The organism is Paenibacillus amylolyticus (genome assembly GCF_003719335.1).
Lineage (GTDB): Bacteria > Bacillota > Bacilli > Paenibacillales > Paenibacillaceae > Paenibacillus > Paenibacillus amylolyticus_D.
In genome coordinates this window covers 14,286-31,056 of record NZ_RIAS01000015.1, presented here as the reverse complement: position 1 = coordinate 31,056, position 16,771 = coordinate 14,286, and the positions used below count along the sequence as shown (strand labels likewise).

Below are 16,771 nucleotides of genomic sequence, written 5' to 3'. Positions count from 1 at the left end.
AATGAAAAAAATATCTTTGCTTACTTTTTTATTTTTGGCGATTATGCCAGTAACACAAATCTTTGCTTATGGTGATGGTTTGCTTTATGGTAAAACATTGGCTTATAAGGACGTTCGTAATTATCCAACCATTGTTAATCAGTCTACACAATCTGTTGATATGCCTAAAATTACGGATGGTAATGCATCTACTCTTGGTGGTACTATCTATGCTCCTTCTGGCTCACCCAATAATGCTCTAGCTTACGTATTTCCTGTTCCTGTGACTATTGATGCCTATCAGGTTGCTTATTCTAATAGTTCCATGGCTATTTGGTTACTGGGGGCTAATAATGAAAAGTTAGCTGTTATCTCTCCTCCTGTGAGTGGCAGTGTTAAAACTTCCATTACTCCAGTTTCTGGTGTTCGTGCTGTTTATTTTGTTAATACAACTACCGGGTCTACTATTTTGATGCCTTATGAGTTTGAGGTTTATGGCGCACAGGAAATTCCTGATCCAGAGAAGTTTGTCATTAACGGTTTGAAGGCTGTTCCCACTTCTGGAACATCCATGACACTATCTTGGGATGCAGTACAGTCCGTTAATCTTAAACGCTATCAGATTTATCGCGATAATCAGCTATTAGGTAATGTTACCGCTACATCGTACAGTGTCAGTTCACTCGTTCCAGGACAAACCTACAACTTCAAGGTGGCTCCTGTAGATGTTAATGATAAGGTGTACACTTCTGGTTCTATGGATTACACCGTACCTGTGCCAGATACGACGCCGCCCCAAGTTCCTGTCGGCGTAAAAATAACACCTGATCGCTATACGGCTTCCGTTACCGCCGATCCTGTGCCTGATTCGGATTTAGCCGGATATCATGTCTTTTTAGACGGCAACCGTGTTACATCTCAACCTGTGCAACTCCCTTTTACTTTGCAGGGTCTTAAGCTGGATACTGAATATGAAGTTGAAGTTGCATCTATTGATACATCAGGCAATATCAGTGCCCGGTCTTCGAAGTCGAAGTTTCGAACTCTTACGCTGGAAACTGAACCAGTAGCCGTATCTGTAACCGCTAGTCCGTTTAACGGTGGAGCTTTGTTGTCCTGGTCTCCTGTTGCTACAGCAAGAGAATATAAAGTGTATAACTCGGATGGTACATTCATTATGAAGACGACACAGACAAGTGCTAAAATTACCAGGCTTAAAAACGGTCAGGTACATGCGTTTTATGTGATCGCCAGTAATGCAATAGGCGATTCGCCAAGGTCAAATGTCGTTGAAGTGAAACCAGAGTCCAGTCTTGCACCGGATGTATCGCTAGGTTATAAACTCAAAGATGTCGCGGACGGCACGAGTAGTTGGTTTTCATCCTTTTGGCTCCTACTCGCTTTTACCATTTCCATCCCCCTCAGTTTTTATGTATCGAATCGTGTCAAAGGATTATTTGAATCATAACAGGCCGCCCGGGCATTATGTCTTACACAGTCTTGATGTCCGGTAACTGCCGTTAGGAGTTGGCATCATAATGGACGATTATCGGTTGAATTTGATTATGCAAGGTGTACAGGCGTTAGTGAGTTGCTTTGAAAGTCCTCTCTTTCTTGCCTTTACTGCAATGTTAGCTATGGCAGTTGCTCACGGTATAAAACGACTGATGATTGAATGACATTCGTTGATACGTTGATGAGTTTCTTGTCTGGAGCCTTCAAGGTAATTGGGAATGGCATTCAGACGTTGCTTAACTTTCTGGCTGTCCCTCTTGGATGGCTTGTCGCCCTGATCGAGGGCATATGGTATTTTCTGACCAAGCTTGTGACCATTGTTATTAAGGTCATTGATATTTTTATTGCACTGTTTCAATTTCTCGGATCGCTTGCTCTTGGATTCTTACGCACGATCAAGGCTTTGCTGTTTATAGATTTTTCAAGAACGCCTGTGAACTATCCCAGTTCTACCGGAACCGGAATGCAACTTGTGGTTGAAAAAGTCTTGCAACCTGTTGGTTTTCTAACCGTGATCCCTGCTGTACTACTTGCGCTATTGTGGTTATTTTTCGTGATTAAGGTGATCGGACTTCTTGGAGGTGAACGTGATAATGCTTAGTGGCTTTGATGTGTTGCTCATGGTTCTTGCCTTCCTGATCGGGACGACACTGTTTATATCGTTAGGAGTCTTGGGTTATGAAAAACCTGATTGATACGATATTTGGCCCTGTACTTGTATTTTTGACAACAATAGCCGATGCGTTGCGGTCTTTGTCTGTTCCAGTGGCTAGGCCGCTCGATTTCGGGAAATATTTCGGTTACTTCTCTTTTCTCGGCCCGATCTGGATCACATTTATTACTACGGCTTGCACGCTCGCATTTATATATTTCATTGTTTACCTTGTGACCAATAACATGGGACTGTTCCTGAAATTTAAAGAATTTATAAAGTGGTGGTGACTTATGAAAATTAAAATTAATTTGTCCAGTTTAATTGTCGGCCTTTTGTATTTGACGTGTGCTTATCTGTTTCTTAGATATTATTTGCCAACTCTGTTTACTCAATTTCCCGGAGCTATTCCGGTCATGAAAGAAATGCTTAATGGAGAAGGAAAAGTCCTTATGGCTTATTTCCTTATCATCGGTGTACTGGTTGGACTTGGTGCTAGTAATCTCGGTAGTTTTATTGGTGGTCTTCTACCATCATTCAAAAAGAAGGTGAAAAAAAATGAGTTCAGTCTTTAGAACATTTTTTGAAATTGGTTCTGCTGTAGGTATTAGCCTCCTGATCACCTTGGTGATCCCTGCGTTTTGGCTCAAAAAAAAGATGTTGAAGTAGGAGTGAAAAGTAATGGCAGTTAAACGTGACAAGATATTAATTTTCAATGAAGATCAGACTGTGCAAATGCTTCAGGTCGAAGAAGTCTCTGCCGAAGCGGTTCTTACCAAGCAAGGCATGTATCAGATCGAGAATTTAGATAAGCATATCGATACTCATAATGGTTACATTCTCTACGTGGCGAATGTGGATTTGCCAGCCAAAATGGAAGCGGCCAATCTTGTTCAGCTGCGTAAGTCTACTGCGCTGAAACGGATGCTTGAATTTAATATTCAGGACAAGCCCGACATGTTCCGTTGGGTTCCTTACTTCATAATCGCAATGCTCATTCTGTTCAAATAGGAGGTTCCTTATGCTAACCAAAAAGCCAACCGTTCAAGAATTTATGATAGAAGAATTGTTAGAGTCTAATGATGATAACGATATGATCCAGGTACTTGATTTCATTCGGAAAAATGGTGTCCCACTTACACAAGACCAGGCACGAGGTTCCTTCCTTTTGCAACAGTTTGGCCTTGATGATATGGCACTTGCAGTGCATACCATGAGACCGGAAATGACGCCAGTAAGCCGCTACATGAAAATGACAGAAAAACTCACCCTTGCGGATCGGATCAAAGGGAATGCGAAGTTGGGTAATTTGCTTAAAGCCAATGCCAACCCAGCAAACCAACAAGGCATACCAATGGGTATCGAAAAAGGAGTGAAGTAATCTATGTATCTCATGGGTTTTGACGGACGAATGGGTGAAGGAAAAACGTTTGGAATGTCCCTGCTGGCTCAACATTTCCGTCAGAAAAGTGGTTGCACTTTGTATAGCAATTATGGTCTGGCTGGTAGCAAGTTATTTACCACGTTTGACCAATTTTTAGACGTTGCACAGCAACCGTCTAGCATCATCTGTCTTGACGAGATTCACACCGATCTGGACAGCCGCAGTGGTAATACCAATATTTCAAAATATTTTACGCACATGATTTTCTACCTACGAAAACTCAGATGCACAATTATGTTCTCCAGTCCGTTGATCAGCAATGTAGAGTATCGTGTCAGAGGTGTAATGAACGTTTACTGTCAAGTGTCCAAGACCAAAAATAAATTCCGCTATGAGATGTGGGATATGCAATCTGGTGCTTATTTACGTACCATGACCGTCAATCAGCAAAAAGCATTTTCGATAGGCCATCAGATATATGATACGCATACAATGGTTGTCCCCATGGAGTTCCCGAACACCAAGGAAGAGTACAACGCCATTATTAATAAACTGAAAGATTTAAGCGATCAATATTACATAAACGGACAGGCGACGAACGCGCCGGAAGCGGAGCTACCGGAAGTCGTCGCCGGATGAGGAGTGATAGAGAGCTATGATCAACCCATTAACTAATCTACGATTGCAAAGTCAGGTGAAACAACTCAAAGAGGTCAGTAAACAAACTGCGGAATTTTTGTCCTGGCTTAAAGATCACGCCGATCTGCCAGAGGTTCCAGGGATCGGTTCAAGCTTAATTAATGCCATTGAACATAATCAAAATATGGCTAACTATTTTGCTGATTTTGAAACGAACCTCAAACAACAATTAAAACAGAACAAAGAAAAAAAGCCTTCCTGATCGGAGGGCTTTTACATCGTTGATTGATTGATAATGTCTCGGGTAGCCTGTAATGCCGCTCGATGTTCATCCAATGTAATCGACTTTCTGCGGCTGTTAAAAATCGTGTACATATAGGCAATTACTTCCGATTCGTTCGATAGCTCCAAGTCTTTCTTCAAGTCCTGGACGATGGCCTTCACGCTACTATAGACCTGCATTTGCTTTCTCATGGTCTGTTCACATCCCTTCTGGATATGATTATAGCAGAATCTATAGAAAAGTATCAATGATCTATAGACATATCTATAGACATGGTGTTAATATCTATACATGAACTAGTCAGTTCTATAGAAATATTGCTTAAGCGATTTTGTTTTTAGGGGTGTAGGGGATATATCCCCTACTTATCCTGTAGCATCATGAAAACCGGGAAAGATAAGACGAATATATGTTCTCTATTCACCTCGGCCTGTCCCCTTTCCCTTTTAACACACTGCCGATCCGGCAGGCTATTGACTAACTAAACAATTTCAGGAGGTTATTAGCATGAAGTGTTTACGTTGTAAGACTGTTCAAACGATACGCATTACATATCCCAAGGATCGCCTTAGAGACGTTCGCGGACGTCAACTCCCTTCTGTAGTGGATCGCTGTCCTTGTTGTGGCCTTCAATGGGCTGTGGAGGTCTAACCATGGATAAAGAACAAAATGCTTTTTTAGATAAATGTTTGTTAGTTCTAGGGGTTCTTGGTGCGTCAATGTTCGTTATTGGTTTTCTTCTCGATCCGTTGTCAGTTGTTGAACGGTTTCGCTTTTTGTTCTTTGGATATTAAAGCGTTTGTAGGCGGCGTAGCCGCCCTGAACCCCCGTTCTGTAACACGGGGGTACAAAATACATGCGTGGCTCCACGAACGCCGTCACAGCGCGGTTTTCAGCCCTTAAAAACGAATTTTTCTTTAAACGGTTTTTTCTTTGCACAAAACAACACGAATGGAGTTTTTCGGAATGGGACGCAGGATGCAGCCTATACGAAATCTCGACATTATTGAAGATTTTAAAGAGCTTCTTAAGCAGTGGGAACTTCGGAACTGGCTACTCTTCTGCGTTGGGATTTCGACAGGTCTTCGGATCAGCGACATATTGCCGCTTCGGGTTAGGGATGTTTCAGGCAAATATATCGAACTAACTGAGAAAAAAACCAAAAAGTATCGCAAGATTATTATTAACAAACGCCTACGTAGTTATTTTGACCATTATCTTTCAGAGTATGACTGGCTCGGCCCTGATGATCTGTTGTTTAAAAGCCAGATGGGTGACTTCCCGATCAGCGACGTACAAGCCTGGAGAATCTTAAAAAAGATTGCTAATGAGTTGGGTCTAGATGATGTAGGTACTCACACCATGCGAAAATCCTTTGCATATCATTTCTACCAGCGGACGAAAGACATAGGAACCTTACAGGAAATCCTTAATCATAGTACGCCACGAATGACGATGATATACATAGGACTTGTTCAGGAAAATATAGACCGTGCCATTATGGACTTTGAAATGTGAAAGGTGTGTTTTTCTATGAACGATTCGATTTTTGATTATACGGTTGGTGATCCAAAAATAGCTTTGGGTGTGGTTTGTATCTGTTTGGCTATTATGCTTGCCCTGGCTTATTTTTATAGAAAATTTTAATGAGGATGTGTTGTTATGGAAGAATTAACTTTTCATGAATGGTTTCAAATACAGTCCGCTTTGGAATCGCGTATTAGACAGTATGAAAATGTTGCTAAGAATATAGATAAAGATAATGAGCCTGGCTATTATGAGTATCTTATTTCTAGTTTGGAACAAACTCGTTCTGCTCTTGAAAAAATCAGTAATATCTAATTCGTTGTAGAAAGGATGATGTTTGTGAGAAGGAAGATTAATTATGTTCTAGTCTGGCTGATCTTCTGTGCTGTACTTCTATGGCTTCTACAATTCCTGTACTTTTATTTCAAAGATACAGGAATACTTGATACATTTTTACCATTATATCGCGTAGTGTGTGGGATGTTTTATATGATTGCCATTGCTTATGTAGCGCAATTCCTTATTTCAGAGTATGACATGGGAAAGGAAGAGTAATTACAGGAATATTACAAAAATGATAGCGCTTTAATATAGGATTTTTCCACAGCATCTTTTCTTTTTAGTCAGCAAATCTGCAGGTTCCATCGAATCTCCACGTATTATTAAAAGCCCTTACGTCTTCCCGGCAATAGGAAACCGGGCAACGTAAGGGCCAGCTTAATATCTATTGATTAATCGAGTTCTTCCACATAGGCATGGTTAGAGCGAAGTTTATGAACGATTGCATCATAATCCTCATCTCTTACTTTGGCAGACAGAACATAATGCAGGTCATCATAATCGGCCGAAGTCACATCTGCGGCATCCAGCATATCTCCGTCTTCGTTCACTCTGTTGCGAGGGTCGCGTTCAGCGTCACGATTGACATCGGTGACAACTGGAATTACATTTTCGCTAGCTGGAACCCCTGGAGCTGCTCCTACGCCCATAGCACCGTTCGTGCCTACACCACCAGCCGTATTATAAGGTACCAGTGGAACCATAACTCGTGTATCCCTGCCAATGGCAGCATCCAGTTGACCTACCTCAAGCTGCTCGGTATGGAACGTCAATAGTGAAGTTCTTGCACCCTCTGCCTCGTCCTCGGTTCGAAAATACGCCTGAATATGTTTTGCCATGTCAAACCCTCCTTTATGGAATAAAATTATCATTAGATGCCACTATCGTATTCAGTTTACCCTTTTGCTTATATTACTTTCATTAATTCACGAACAAATGCTGGTTCATCTTCAGGTGTACGGGATGTAATATAGTTCCCATCCACAACCGCTTCATGATCCTTGAAGTCTGCTCCTGCATTTACCATGTCATCCTTGAGTGGAGGATAAGATGTAATTGTTCGTCCCTTGAGCAGATCTGCGCTAGCCAAAATTTGCGGACCATGGCAGATTGCAGCGATTGGTTTGTTAGCCGCATTGATTTCTGTAACAAACTTCAGGATATTGGCGTCTGTTCGCAAATTTTCCGGCGACGACCCACCCGGAATAACGACAGCATCATAATCTGACGCATGAACCTCTGAGATCGCTTTGTCCGTCGTATAGGAAGCCTTGCCTCCCTTGCCTTGAAGCGTTTCACCCGCTTTTAACCCGATAATGTGTACCTCATGTCCAGCCTTTTTCACCTCATCGTACGGAACCTTCATTTCTGAATCCTCAAACTCATTCGCAAGCAAAAAAGCAACTTTACTCATGATCTATGGTCTCCTTTCCGTATTCGAATGTGATTAAACCTAGAGAGATTGATTCTATCCTTTGGCACGTCTTTTGTGCCTCGTTTTGTTATTACCCCAAGGAGTGCCTTTTATAACAATCAATACATTTGGAATTAATTTTGCAGCCTTTCTCCGAGAAAATGAACTGTGAATCATAACAGCAAAAAGCCCCGGATTGTCAAACAACCGGGGCTTTTTACATAACTATTAAGTTTTGTTAAATGGTTAGGCTATGGTCGTGGGTGATGCTCCTGCCTGTCTTTATCTGAAGTTTGCAACATCCACAATGTGGACACATGTGCTGCAGCAGAGCGGGCAAGTTGAAGTGACTCAGCCAGATTGCCAGGCATCATTAGCGGCTCGTTCTGATTTTTAATTACTTTTGCAGATTGGCGCATAATTAAGAGAAACTCCTTTGATTAACAAAGATACAACTACAATGTAATACCAACGTTTATTTCTCTCTCATTATGACCTCTTCACTGCGCATTTATGCGCAAACTCAGTCTCGCGAAGGACTTTCTACCATCAGGGTAACCGGTCCCCAGTTCGTAAACGTAACATCCATCGTCGCTCCGAAACGTCCCGTTTCCACCTGAATCCCTTTATCTCGCAATAACTGATTAAACGTTTCATATAATTGCTCAGCTGCCTCTGGACGAGCCGCAGCAACAAAGCTTGGGCGTTTGCCTTTACGGCAATCACCATACAGCGTAAACTGTGAAACGGACAAAACCGCACCACCTACATCCAGCAGGCTGAGATTCATCTTTTCCTGTTCATCCTCGAAAATGCGAAGCCCGCTAATTTTATCTGCCAAGTAGATCGCGTCTTTCTCCGTATCCTCATGAGTTATGCCTACAAGCAGCATTAAACCGGATTCGATTCTGCCTGTCAATTCATCTCCCACGGTTACCTGAGCCTCTTTACAGCGTTGTACCAGCACTCTCATCTTACGGACTCCTTACTGCATAATTCGGTGTACAGAATAAACATCCTTCACCCGTTTGATTCGTTCCACAACGGCATGCAGATGATCTGTATTGCGAATGAGAATGGTGACGTGCACCAATGCTAATTTATTTTTATCCGTCCGTCCGGTGACAGCAGATATGTTCGTTTTACTTTCGGAAACAGCCTGAAGCACCTCATTGAGCAGTCCATTACGATCATGACCTGTAATCTCAATATCGACACTGTAGCTCGATTCGATATTCTCTTCCCACTCGACTTCAATTACCCGTGCTGCCTCTTCTCCATCCGCACTTGTAGGGATATTTGGACAGTCACTGCGGTGCACAGAAACGCCGCGGCCACGTGTAACATAACCGATAATGTCATCTCCAGGCACAGGGTTACAGCACCTTGCAAAACGAACCAGCAGGTTATCAATCCCTTTGACACGAATGCCGTTGGTTGGTCTGTTTCTGCGTTCAGGAGCCGGCTTCAGTTCACGCATCTCGGAATTCAGTTCCAGCAAGTTGGATTCTTCCTGCTCTTTACGAAGCTTTTCCGTTGCCTTCGTGACAATCTGAGCAGCCGTAATTCCGCCAAAACCAACCGCTGCGAGCATATCATCGATATCGTTAAACGCAAATTTCTTCGCCGCTTCCATTAGCTTGTCATCGGTCATCCACGCAGAAGGATCAAGTCCCATACGTTTCAGTTCTCGCTCACAGCTCTCCCGGCCTTTTTCTACGTTCTCTTCACGGCGTTCCTTCTTGAACCACTGTTTGATCTTAGCCCGTGCGTGTGAAGATTTCGCAATTTTCAACCAGTCTTGGCTTGGACCGTAAGAATGCTTGGAAGTTAAGATTTCGATAATATCGCCCGTTTTGAGATGATAGTCGAGCGGAACAATTCGGCCATTTACTTTGGCACCAATGGTTCGATTCCCCACCTCGGTATGAATGCGGTAGGCAAAGTCTAGCGGTACGGAGCCGCTTGGCAATTCAATGACTTCCCCTTTTGGCGTAAATACAAACACCAGATCGGAGAAGAAATCCATTTTGAGCGATTCCACAAATTCGGAAGCATCTTGTGCTTCATTTTGAAGTTCAAGAATTTCCCGGAAAAAGGTGATTTTATCTTCAAACTGAGGCCCTGCCGCAGTTCCTTCTTTATAAGCCCAGTGTGCCGCGATACCAAATTCGGCTGTACGGTGCATATCCCAGGTACGAATCTGTACCTCAGTTGGCTCCCCGTTAGGTCCCACCACGGTTGTGTGCAAGGACTGATACATATTGGCTTTTGGCATGGCTATATAATCCTTGAATCGTCCAGGCATGGGCTTCCATAATGTGTGGATAATGCCGAGCGTAGCATAACAATCCTTGATATTATCCACAATAATACGAATCGCAAGCAGGTCATAAATCTCGTTAAACTGCTTGTTCTTGGTTGTCATTTTTTTGAACACACTGTAGATATGCTTCGGTCGTCCAGACAGGTCTGCCTGAATGCCCATCTCTTCGAGCTTACTTGTAATGCCGTCCATTACGGTGTCGATGTACTGCTCTCGCTCTGCACGTTTCTTGTGCATCAGATTTGCAATACGGTAGTATTGTTGCGGATTCAAATAACGGAGGGCGATGTCCTCCATTTCCCATTTGATCGCAGAGATCCCCAAACGGTTTGCAATCGGACAGAAAATCTCCAGCGTCTCATACGAGATTCGACGCTGGCTTTCTTCCGACTGAAATTTGAGGGTCCGCATATTATGCAGACGGTCAGCCAATTTAATCACGATGACACGGATGTCCTGCGCCATGGCGATGAACATTTTGCGGTAGTTCTCGTTCTGCTGTTCTTCCTTGGAGCGGAACTGGATGCGTTCCAGCTTCGTCAAGCCGTCAACAAGCATGGCACACGTATTGCCGAAATGAGTGCGGATCTCTTCAAGTGACACCGTAGTGTCCTCTACTACATCATGAAGAAGTGCTGCAATAATGGAGATGGTGTCCATCTGCATATTCACAACAATGTCGGCAACCGCAAGCGGATGCAGAATATACGGTTCTCCCGATTTTCGCGTCTGTCCGTGGTGAGCCTGATCAGCAAATTCGTAAGCTTCTCGTATGCGCACCAGATCGGGTTCTTTGATATACGCCCCGGCCTTCTCGAGTAATTGCTCTATGCCCATTCTGATCTGTTCCGTGTCCTTTCTATACAAAATGGAACCCGTGACAATATATCAACACAGGTTCCCCGTAAAAGTAATTTCCTATAATTATGACGCCTTGCCCGTTTCCCGTCAACTGCTGACGAATAAGAGCGTTTATCCAATTTTTTTAAACGTTCAGTTGTTATGCATTATTACCGATAATTGCTGAAATAGAAGGAGAATCTGAGAAAATAAGTGATTTACAGTCCAATCCTGAAAATTGTTATTGCTAATTTGAAAGAAACTCTGTAATCTATTGAAAGTTTGTGTATCGGAAAAGGAGATGAGATTCGTTGCAACGCGAAATTCAAGTTAATCAGAAGATGCCTTTTGGCCCAGGCGCATTATTGAGTTTGCAACATTTGTTCGCTATGTTTGGCAGTACAGTACTGGTACCTAACCTCTTTGGAGTGGACCCTAGCATGATTCTGTTGATGAACGGAATTGGTACGCTACTGTACATCCTGATGTGCAAAGGGAAAATCCCCGCATATCTCGGATCAAGCTTTGCTTTTATTGCACCGGTTATGGCTGTTTTGAAAGGCCATCCAGAGAATGGATACTCCATGGCTCTCGCGGCTTTTATCGTAACAGGTGTCGTGTTCTGCCTCGTAGCACTCATTATTAAATATGCCGGCACAGGCTGGATTAATGTTGTATTTCCGCCAGCAGTGATGGGCGCGATCGTTGCCCTGATTGGTCTGGAGCTTGTACCTGTCGCCGCCGGAATGGCGGGTCTGATTAATTCTGATCCTGTGAACAACCCCGGTTGGGTTCCTCAAGCCAAACCTATTATTTTATCTATGGTCACGTTAGGAATAACCGTCATTGGTGCTGTAACCTTCCGCGGCTTTCCTAAAATTATTCATATTTTGATCGGTATTGTATCCGGTTATGTCCTTGGTTATTCCATGGGACTTGTTAATACGGGCAAAATTTCTGATGCTAATTTCATTTCTCTTCCAACTGTAACTACACCTACATTTGACTGGTCAGTAATCCTTACAATTTTACCAGTTGCTCTTGTTGTAATTGTAGAACATATCGGGCATTTACTCGTCACGAGCAGCATTGTGGGCAAAGATTTGTCCAAAGACCCTGGACTGCATCGTTCCTTGCTCGGTAATGGCGTGTCTACCATTCTGTCCGGTTTCGTGGGTTCCACACCGAATACAACGTATGGCGAAAATATCGGTGTTATGGCTCTGACTCGTGTCTACTCCATTTACGTTATCGGTGGTGCAGCTGTCATTGCCATCCTGCTCTCCTTCTCAGGCACGTTCTCAGCGCTTGTTGCGAACATTCCAGTACCGGTTATGGGCGGTGTATCCCTGCTTCTGTTCGGAGTCATTGCGGCTTCTGGTCTACGCATCTTGGTTGAACAAAAAGTCGATTTTGCCAAACCGACAAATCTGCTCCTAACTACACTCGTATTGGTTATTGGACTTAGCGGTACGGAAATCTCTTTCTATGGAGTACACCTGAAAGGCATGGCGCTGGCTACGATTGCCGGAATGGTTCTTAGTCTGTTGTTTAAATTGTTCGAGGTACTTGGTTTATTGAACGAAGACAGTAAGAAACAGCCAATCATCGAAAAAACACCTGATTAAGTATTACAATGAACAAAATGTAAGATTCGCGTGTGCTTATCTCAACATAGATAGCGTATTTCATCACGTATCTCATCTTCAAAAAAAGAAATTCAAAAAGCCTGCCTTCCCAACGTAAGACGTTGGAGAAGCAGGCTTTTTGCCGATCATTAATGCTGTATATTATTTCCCGGGAAACTTGGGAAGTAAACTTTCATGACTCACAGCAACTCATTAGATGGATTTACGTATTAGTAGTTCATCAACGTAAACACATTCATATTCTCAGGCAATTTACCGCGGCCATTCAGATCTGTCAATTCAATTAGGAATGCAGCACCTACCACGTTACCGCCCAATTGTTCAATCAGATTAATGGAAGTTGCAATGGTTCCACCCGTTGCGAGCAGATCATCTGCAATCAGGACATTTTGGCCTTTCTCGATTGCATCTGTATGCATTGCAAGTGTATCCTTGCCATATTCGAGATCATACCCTGCTTCGATCGTCGCTCCAGGCAATTTTCCGCTTTTGCGAATTGGAGCAAAACCAACGCCAAGAGCGTATGCCAGTGGGGCGCCCACAACGAAACCGCGTGCTTCAGGTCCAGCAATGACATCAATTTTCAGTTCAGATACCATCTGTTTCAGTTCATTGATCGCATTGCGGTACATTTCTCCATCTTTCAACAATGTTGTAATGTCCTTGAAGCTGATTCCCGGTTGTGGAAAGTCAGGAATGACACGAATATACTCTTTAAAATCCAAAATAATCTCCTCCTAAAATAAATACACAAACTTCCATCTAAGATACGCCCTTCATCCGGGATACCATCCATTGTGTCAACTGAGGTGTAGATGCATCCAGCATCACCCGTTCTGTCTCAGCCATAATTTCCAGCGCCTGATAATGACCTGCTGAAGTTAAATCACGTTTTGGCGGGTTGGCCGCAACTATGATTTTACCGTCCTTCCGAGTAATGAAGGCCAGCTCTTCAAAAACATCAAGCATCATCGTGATCATACGCGTAGAACAACCACACTGACGACTGAGCACAGGAATTATCTCTTGTTCCTCCACAGGTTCCGCTTTCCATTGGAACACCAGCATATAAAACCGTTTGAACAGTTCTCTGGAGGGCATCTGAAGTCGGTCTCGACGGTTGCCTGATCCATGCAGAAGGATGATATTCTCGGCTCCGCTGAACAAAGCCAGCATTGCATCAAGTTGTTCCGGAGTTTCCGGCGTATCAAACACAAATAACGTCCGGACTTCTTCCTGCCCATACTGCTCTGCGGCAGCATTACACGGAAATAACCCGACCTTTCTATCATATACCCAAAGGCACGGTTCATACAATGAATTTCCCTCAGAAACATTGGTTTCTTTTCGAACAATGGCCCCAATCGCCCCCGCTTTATATCGCAGGTGTACGTCAAGCGCACTCAGGAAGTGCTTCATTGCGGTCAGCGGCTCAGCATGTCCGCGCATATCAAACACTTGTGCCCCAGGAACGTGGATGTCCTGAAGCATCATCTGTGGCTTTCTCATGCCATTCCATTCATTGATCGACAGTTCCCCCATCACATCGATAACAGAACCGGGGGAGAGAAATTCAGCCAGTGCTCCCTTGCCAAAAGCAACAGTTTCCAACTGCTGACCGTCTTGTTCAAGAACCAGCTTCAAATGGCGCTTTTCCCGCCCCATCGTCCTGGTTTCCTTGACAGTTACCTTTCTCAATACAAAACGTGGTGATGGATTGCTCATGCCAAAAGGCTGTAATCGGTCAATCTCCTCGATCACCTTGAGTGGCACATCACTAATTCTGCATTCATCATCAGCCAGGCGCTGAGGTACAAAATCTTCTTCTGTTAGTACCGTCGCGGCATATTCATTTAAACCCGCCTCAAGCTCTTCCAATTGATCACGATGCAGCGTCATTCCTGCAGCTGCAGGATGTCCACCATAATGATCCATACTATTTTTGTTCACTGTAAGTGCCTCATAAATATCCAGACCTTCAATGGAACGTGCAGATCCTTTACAGACGCCACTCTCGGGATCGATTCCCAGAATCAGTGTTGGGCGATAGTATCGCTCCAGCAGCTTGGAAGCCACAATGCCGACTACACCAACATTCCACCCTTCACCTGCCAGTACAATAACATCCGGCACAGTTCCGGAACGTTGCTCAATTTTCTGTTCCAGTTGTGCCGTCGCTTCCTGTAGAATACCCTCCACGACTTGTTGCCGCTCTCGATTCAGTAGATCCAGCTGTCCCGCAAGGGCATGGGCTTCATCCAAATCTTCCGTCGTGAGCAGTGATACCGCTCTTCCGGCATGATCTAATCGGCCGCTAGCATTAATACGTGGAGCCATGGCAAAAGCAATATTAATGGATGTCACCTGGCTTTGATCCACACCACTAATCTCAAGTAAGGCACTAACTCCAGGAAGTTTGGAACCTCTCATGGATTCGATCCCGTAACTGACAATCACCCGATTCTCACCTTCAAGCGGCATCAAATCAGCTACCGTTCCAATCGCGGCAATCTCCATCCATTCACCCGGCACCTCACCAATCAATGCCTGAGCTACCTTCAACGCTACACCTGCCCCGGCTAGGCCCTTGAACGGATATGGGCACCCCGGTAGTTTCGGATTAATCAGTGCGTAAGCATCTGGCAAAACCTCAGGGGGTTCGTGATGATCCGTCACAATCACTTCTATCCCCAGTGTTGCAGCATATGCAATCTGTTCTACAGCGCTGATTCCCGTATCGACAGTAATAATTAATGTAACCCCTTGCTGTTGAGCCCAGTCCAAAGCATGATTATGAAGACCGTAACCTTCATTCGAGCGATGAGGAATATAGATATCATATGAGGCTCCCAAATGACGCATCAGATGGATCATGAGCGATGTACTGGATACTCCATCGGCATCATAATCTCCATAAATTAAAATATGTTCTTCTCGCTCCAATGCAAGCTTGATTCGAGGAATAGCCTCACTCATGCCTAGCAGCAGATAAGGATCATGCATCTGATTCAAGTCAGGATGTAAAAAACGTTCTGCTCCCTCTTCATTGTGCACACCTCGGCTTACAAGCAAACGTCCTACTAGAGGGGAAACGGAAAGCGCCTGCGATAGTGCCGCAGCCGCCTCCAGATTGATATGTGGTGTATTCCACCGATATTGCGAATATAGCAACGCTAACGCTCCTTTCCTGATCTACGAGATCCCAGCGCCATCACTGAATTAATGTCGCTTCATGATCGGGCAGTTCATGATTGGATTTATAAGGATATCCAGGATCATATGGTATAGCCTGGATCTGAACTTCTTTTACATGACTGAAACGTGTTAACAACAATGTCTTGGCTCGGTTTGCAATTTCCTGCGCCTCCAATATGGAGATTCTGGGATTCACACTAACAACCAACTCAATGGTAACATCATGTTCCTGCTCCCGTGCAACCAAATGTTCAATTGTGATAATACCGTATACCCGTTGTACTGTTTCCTTGTAGTCCGCAGCATCCTCTTGCTCAAGTTCTTGAATAAGTGAACCATAGACCGTGTCTACAATCATCCGATATCCTTTATACAAAATGAAACCGGAAGCAATAAGAGCTGCGGTTGGATCAAGATAAAGCAGCAGACTCAAGCCCGTTTCTTCCCCTGCCATCGCACCGATGATACCTATTAATACCGCTAGTGAACAATATAATGCACGTCTATGTTGCAAGGCATACGACATAGCCTGGGACTGATTTCGTTTACGGAAATATCGGTATTGAAATTGAAATATAGCTTCTTTCACAGCTAGCGCAGCAACAGCTACCAAAAGGACAGACTTTCCAGGCGCTTCGAGTTCACCACTGGATAGACTGCTTAATGCGGAAATAGCCAGCTGTAGGCCTCCCATCAAAATAAGCACCGCTAAAAGAACAGTCATGCCCGGTTTTGCAGCCCTTGCATGTTCTCTTAGGCGTTCCTTTTGCATCTTGCCTTTGGATTGTACAGAAGATCTTGAGGGGAAAAGAGCAACCAGGGAAGAGGCGGCTTCGGAGGCAGAATACAAGCCATCAGCCAGTAATGATTTACTATTCGCCATGTATCCTACTCCTGTTTTGATGACCGCAAGTGCCATGTTTCCGACGATCCCGCTCCATGTTGCCGCTTGTGCGGACCGACCAGCTTCTCTTGTCATGTTGATTCCCCCTTAATTCTGTACTTAACGTTGCAAAACCGCGCCTGGCA

The 16,771-nt window shown here is 44.0% G+C and carries 22 protein-coding genes; 13 read left to right on the top strand and 9 right to left on the bottom strand.

Annotated elements, in window-relative coordinates:
- The first annotated feature begins 1 nt into the window (after position 1).
- The 9 genes from EC604_RS22605 (at position 2) to EC604_RS22570 (ending at position 4,431) form a co-directional block, all read left to right on the top strand.
- Positions 2–1,447, top strand: a complete 1,446-nt coding sequence (locus EC604_RS22605; RefSeq protein ID WP_123066301.1) for a fibronectin type III domain-containing protein — start codon at positions 2–4, stop codon at positions 1,445–1,447.
- Positions 1,448–1,517: 70 nt separating this feature from the next.
- On the top strand, positions 1,518–1,658 hold the full coding sequence (locus tag EC604_RS29990) for a hypothetical protein (protein WP_161557011.1): 141 nt from the start codon (positions 1,518–1,520) through the stop codon (positions 1,656–1,658).
- Positions 1,655–2,095, top strand: coding sequence for a hypothetical protein (locus EC604_RS22600; protein WP_123066300.1), 441 nt, complete (start codon positions 1,655–1,657; stop codon positions 2,093–2,095). The genes EC604_RS29990 and EC604_RS22600 overlap by 4 nt, the downstream gene beginning before the upstream one ends.
- 77 nt (positions 2,096–2,172) lie before the next feature.
- Positions 2,173–2,436 carry a hypothetical protein gene (locus EC604_RS22595; protein WP_123066299.1) on the top strand — a complete coding sequence of 88 codons (264 nt, stop codon included), beginning with the start codon at positions 2,173–2,175 and terminating at the stop codon, positions 2,434–2,436.
- Positions 2,437–2,439: 3 nt separating this feature from the next.
- Entirely contained in the window at positions 2,440–2,721 is a 282-nt protein-coding gene (locus EC604_RS22590) for a hypothetical protein (protein ID WP_123066298.1), read from the top strand.
- A gap of 106 nt (positions 2,722–2,827) precedes the next feature.
- The gene (locus EC604_RS22585) at positions 2,828–3,157 is read left to right on the top strand and encodes a hypothetical protein (protein ID WP_123066297.1); all 330 of its coding nucleotides are present in this window, start codon (positions 2,828–2,830) and stop codon (positions 3,155–3,157) included.
- A gap of 10 nt (positions 3,158–3,167) precedes the next feature.
- Complete coding sequence (locus EC604_RS22580; RefSeq protein WP_123066296.1) at positions 3,168–3,527, top strand: hypothetical protein; 360 nt, start codon at positions 3,168–3,170, stop codon at positions 3,525–3,527.
- A gap of 3 nt (positions 3,528–3,530) precedes the next feature.
- Entirely contained in the window at positions 3,531–4,169 is a 639-nt protein-coding gene (locus EC604_RS22575) for a zonular occludens toxin domain-containing protein (protein ID WP_123066295.1), read from the top strand.
- Positions 4,170–4,185: 16 nt separating this feature from the next.
- The gene (locus tag EC604_RS22570; protein ID WP_123066294.1) at positions 4,186–4,431 is read left to right on the top strand and encodes a hypothetical protein; all 246 of its coding nucleotides are present in this window, start codon (positions 4,186–4,188) and stop codon (positions 4,429–4,431) included.
- Positions 4,432–4,442: 11 nt separating this feature from the next.
- On the opposite strand, the gene EC604_RS22565 is transcribed toward EC604_RS22570, so the two are convergent.
- Positions 4,443–4,643 carry a hypothetical protein gene (locus tag EC604_RS22565; RefSeq protein WP_123066293.1) on the bottom strand — a complete coding sequence of 67 codons (201 nt, stop codon included), beginning with the start codon at positions 4,641–4,643 and terminating at the stop codon, positions 4,443–4,445.
- Positions 4,644–5,105: 462 nt separating this feature from the next.
- On the opposite strand from EC604_RS22565, the gene EC604_RS29985 reads away from it, so the two are divergent.
- From EC604_RS29985 to EC604_RS22555, 3 genes are all read left to right on the top strand, one after another.
- A complete protein-coding gene (locus EC604_RS29985) occupies positions 5,106–5,246 on the top strand; it encodes a hypothetical protein (protein WP_161557010.1) in 141 nt (46 codons plus the stop codon).
- Between the two features lie 172 nt (positions 5,247–5,418).
- A complete protein-coding gene (locus EC604_RS22560; protein ID WP_123066292.1) occupies positions 5,419–5,970 on the top strand; it encodes a tyrosine-type recombinase/integrase in 552 nt (183 codons plus the stop codon).
- A gap of 144 nt (positions 5,971–6,114) precedes the next feature.
- The gene (locus tag EC604_RS22555; RefSeq protein WP_123066291.1) at positions 6,115–6,294 is read left to right on the top strand and encodes a hypothetical protein; all 180 of its coding nucleotides are present in this window, start codon (positions 6,115–6,117) and stop codon (positions 6,292–6,294) included.
- 416 nt (positions 6,295–6,710) lie between these two features.
- On the opposite strand, the gene EC604_RS22545 is transcribed toward EC604_RS22555, so the two are convergent.
- The 5 genes from EC604_RS22545 to EC604_RS22530 all read right to left on the bottom strand — a co-directional run bounded on the left by EC604_RS22545 (position 6,711) and on the right by EC604_RS22530 (position 10,895).
- Positions 6,711–7,157, bottom strand: a complete 447-nt coding sequence (locus EC604_RS22545) for a hypothetical protein (protein WP_123066289.1) — start codon at positions 7,155–7,157, stop codon at positions 6,711–6,713.
- A 68-nt stretch (positions 7,158–7,225) separates the two neighbouring features.
- Complete coding sequence (locus EC604_RS22540) at positions 7,226–7,732, bottom strand: type 1 glutamine amidotransferase domain-containing protein (RefSeq protein ID WP_123066288.1); 507 nt, start codon at positions 7,730–7,732, stop codon at positions 7,226–7,228.
- Positions 7,733–7,983: 251 nt separating this feature from the next.
- Complete coding sequence (locus EC604_RS29980) at positions 7,984–8,151, bottom strand: hypothetical protein (RefSeq protein WP_161557009.1); 168 nt, start codon at positions 8,149–8,151, stop codon at positions 7,984–7,986.
- A gap of 104 nt (positions 8,152–8,255) precedes the next feature.
- Complete coding sequence (gene dtd, locus EC604_RS22535; RefSeq protein ID WP_123066287.1) at positions 8,256–8,705, bottom strand: D-aminoacyl-tRNA deacylase; 450 nt, start codon at positions 8,703–8,705, stop codon at positions 8,256–8,258.
- A gap of 12 nt (positions 8,706–8,717) precedes the next feature.
- A complete protein-coding gene (locus EC604_RS22530) occupies positions 8,718–10,895 on the bottom strand; it encodes a RelA/SpoT family protein (protein WP_090915582.1) in 2,178 nt (725 codons plus the stop codon).
- Positions 10,896–11,209: 314 nt separating this feature from the next.
- Here EC604_RS22530 and uraA point away from each other — a divergent pair, with 314 nt between their 5' ends.
- Entirely contained in the window at positions 11,210–12,526 is a 1,317-nt protein-coding gene (gene uraA / locus EC604_RS22525) for a uracil permease (RefSeq protein ID WP_123066286.1), read from the top strand.
- 230 nt (positions 12,527–12,756) lie between these two features.
- Here the strand turns inward: uraA and EC604_RS22520 are convergent, their stop codons facing one another.
- The 3 genes from EC604_RS22520 to EC604_RS22510 are packed head-to-tail and all read right to left on the bottom strand — an operon-like array spanning position 12,757 to position 16,721.
- The gene (locus tag EC604_RS22520; RefSeq protein ID WP_123066285.1) at positions 12,757–13,272 is read right to left on the bottom strand and encodes an adenine phosphoribosyltransferase; all 516 of its coding nucleotides are present in this window, start codon (positions 13,270–13,272) and stop codon (positions 12,757–12,759) included.
- Positions 13,273–13,309: 37 nt separating this feature from the next.
- Positions 13,310–15,718, bottom strand: coding sequence for a single-stranded-DNA-specific exonuclease RecJ (recJ, locus tag EC604_RS22515; RefSeq protein ID WP_123066284.1), 2,409 nt, complete (start codon positions 15,716–15,718; stop codon positions 13,310–13,312).
- Positions 15,719–15,758: 40 nt separating this feature from the next.
- Positions 15,759–16,721: a cation diffusion facilitator family transporter gene (locus tag EC604_RS22510; RefSeq protein ID WP_123066283.1), complete on the bottom strand. Its 963-nt coding sequence runs from the start codon at positions 16,719–16,721 to the stop codon at positions 15,759–15,761.
- Positions 16,722–16,771 lie beyond the last annotated feature (50 nt).

Coding starts and splice junctions, on each gene's coding strand:
- EC604_RS22555 (WP_123066291.1), top strand. CDS start 6,115: ATGGAAGAATTAACTTTTCATGAATGGTTTCAAATACAGTCCGCTTTG.
- EC604_RS29990 (WP_161557011.1), top strand. CDS start 1,518: ATGGACGATTATCGGTTGAATTTGATTATGCAAGGTGTACAGGCGTTA.
- EC604_RS22545 (WP_123066289.1), bottom strand. CDS start 7,157: ATGGCAAAACATATTCAGGCGTATTTTCGAACCGAGGACGAGGCAGAG.
- EC604_RS29980 (WP_161557009.1), bottom strand. CDS start 8,151: ATGCGCCAATCTGCAAAAGTAATTAAAAATCAGAACGAGCCGCTAATG.
- EC604_RS22570 (WP_123066294.1), top strand. CDS start 4,186: ATGATCAACCCATTAACTAATCTACGATTGCAAAGTCAGGTGAAACAA.
- dtd (WP_123066287.1), bottom strand. CDS start 8,705: ATGAGAGTGCTGGTACAACGCTGTAAAGAGGCTCAGGTAACCGTGGGA.
- EC604_RS22600 (WP_123066300.1), top strand. CDS start 1,655: ATGACATTCGTTGATACGTTGATGAGTTTCTTGTCTGGAGCCTTCAAG.
- EC604_RS22565 (WP_123066293.1), bottom strand. CDS start 4,643: ATGAGAAAGCAAATGCAGGTCTATAGTAGCGTGAAGGCCATCGTCCAG.
- EC604_RS22595 (WP_123066299.1), top strand. CDS start 2,173: ATGAAAAACCTGATTGATACGATATTTGGCCCTGTACTTGTATTTTTG.
- EC604_RS22540 (WP_123066288.1), bottom strand. CDS start 7,732: ATGAGTAAAGTTGCTTTTTTGCTTGCGAATGAGTTTGAGGATTCAGAA.
- EC604_RS22560 (WP_123066292.1), top strand. CDS start 5,419: ATGGGACGCAGGATGCAGCCTATACGAAATCTCGACATTATTGAAGAT.
- EC604_RS22575 (WP_123066295.1), top strand. CDS start 3,531: ATGTATCTCATGGGTTTTGACGGACGAATGGGTGAAGGAAAAACGTTT.
- EC604_RS22605 (WP_123066301.1), top strand. CDS start 2: ATGAAAAAAATATCTTTGCTTACTTTTTTATTTTTGGCGATTATGCCA.
- EC604_RS22580 (WP_123066296.1), top strand. CDS start 3,168: ATGCTAACCAAAAAGCCAACCGTTCAAGAATTTATGATAGAAGAATTG.
- EC604_RS22530 (WP_090915582.1), bottom strand. CDS start 10,895: ATGGGCATAGAGCAATTACTCGAGAAGGCCGGGGCGTATATCAAAGAA.
- EC604_RS22585 (WP_123066297.1), top strand. CDS start 2,828: ATGGCAGTTAAACGTGACAAGATATTAATTTTCAATGAAGATCAGACT.
- EC604_RS22590 (WP_123066298.1), top strand. CDS start 2,440: ATGAAAATTAAAATTAATTTGTCCAGTTTAATTGTCGGCCTTTTGTAT.
- EC604_RS29985 (WP_161557010.1), top strand. CDS start 5,106: ATGGATAAAGAACAAAATGCTTTTTTAGATAAATGTTTGTTAGTTCTA.
- EC604_RS22510 (WP_123066283.1), bottom strand. CDS start 16,721: ATGACAAGAGAAGCTGGTCGGTCCGCACAAGCGGCAACATGGAGCGGG.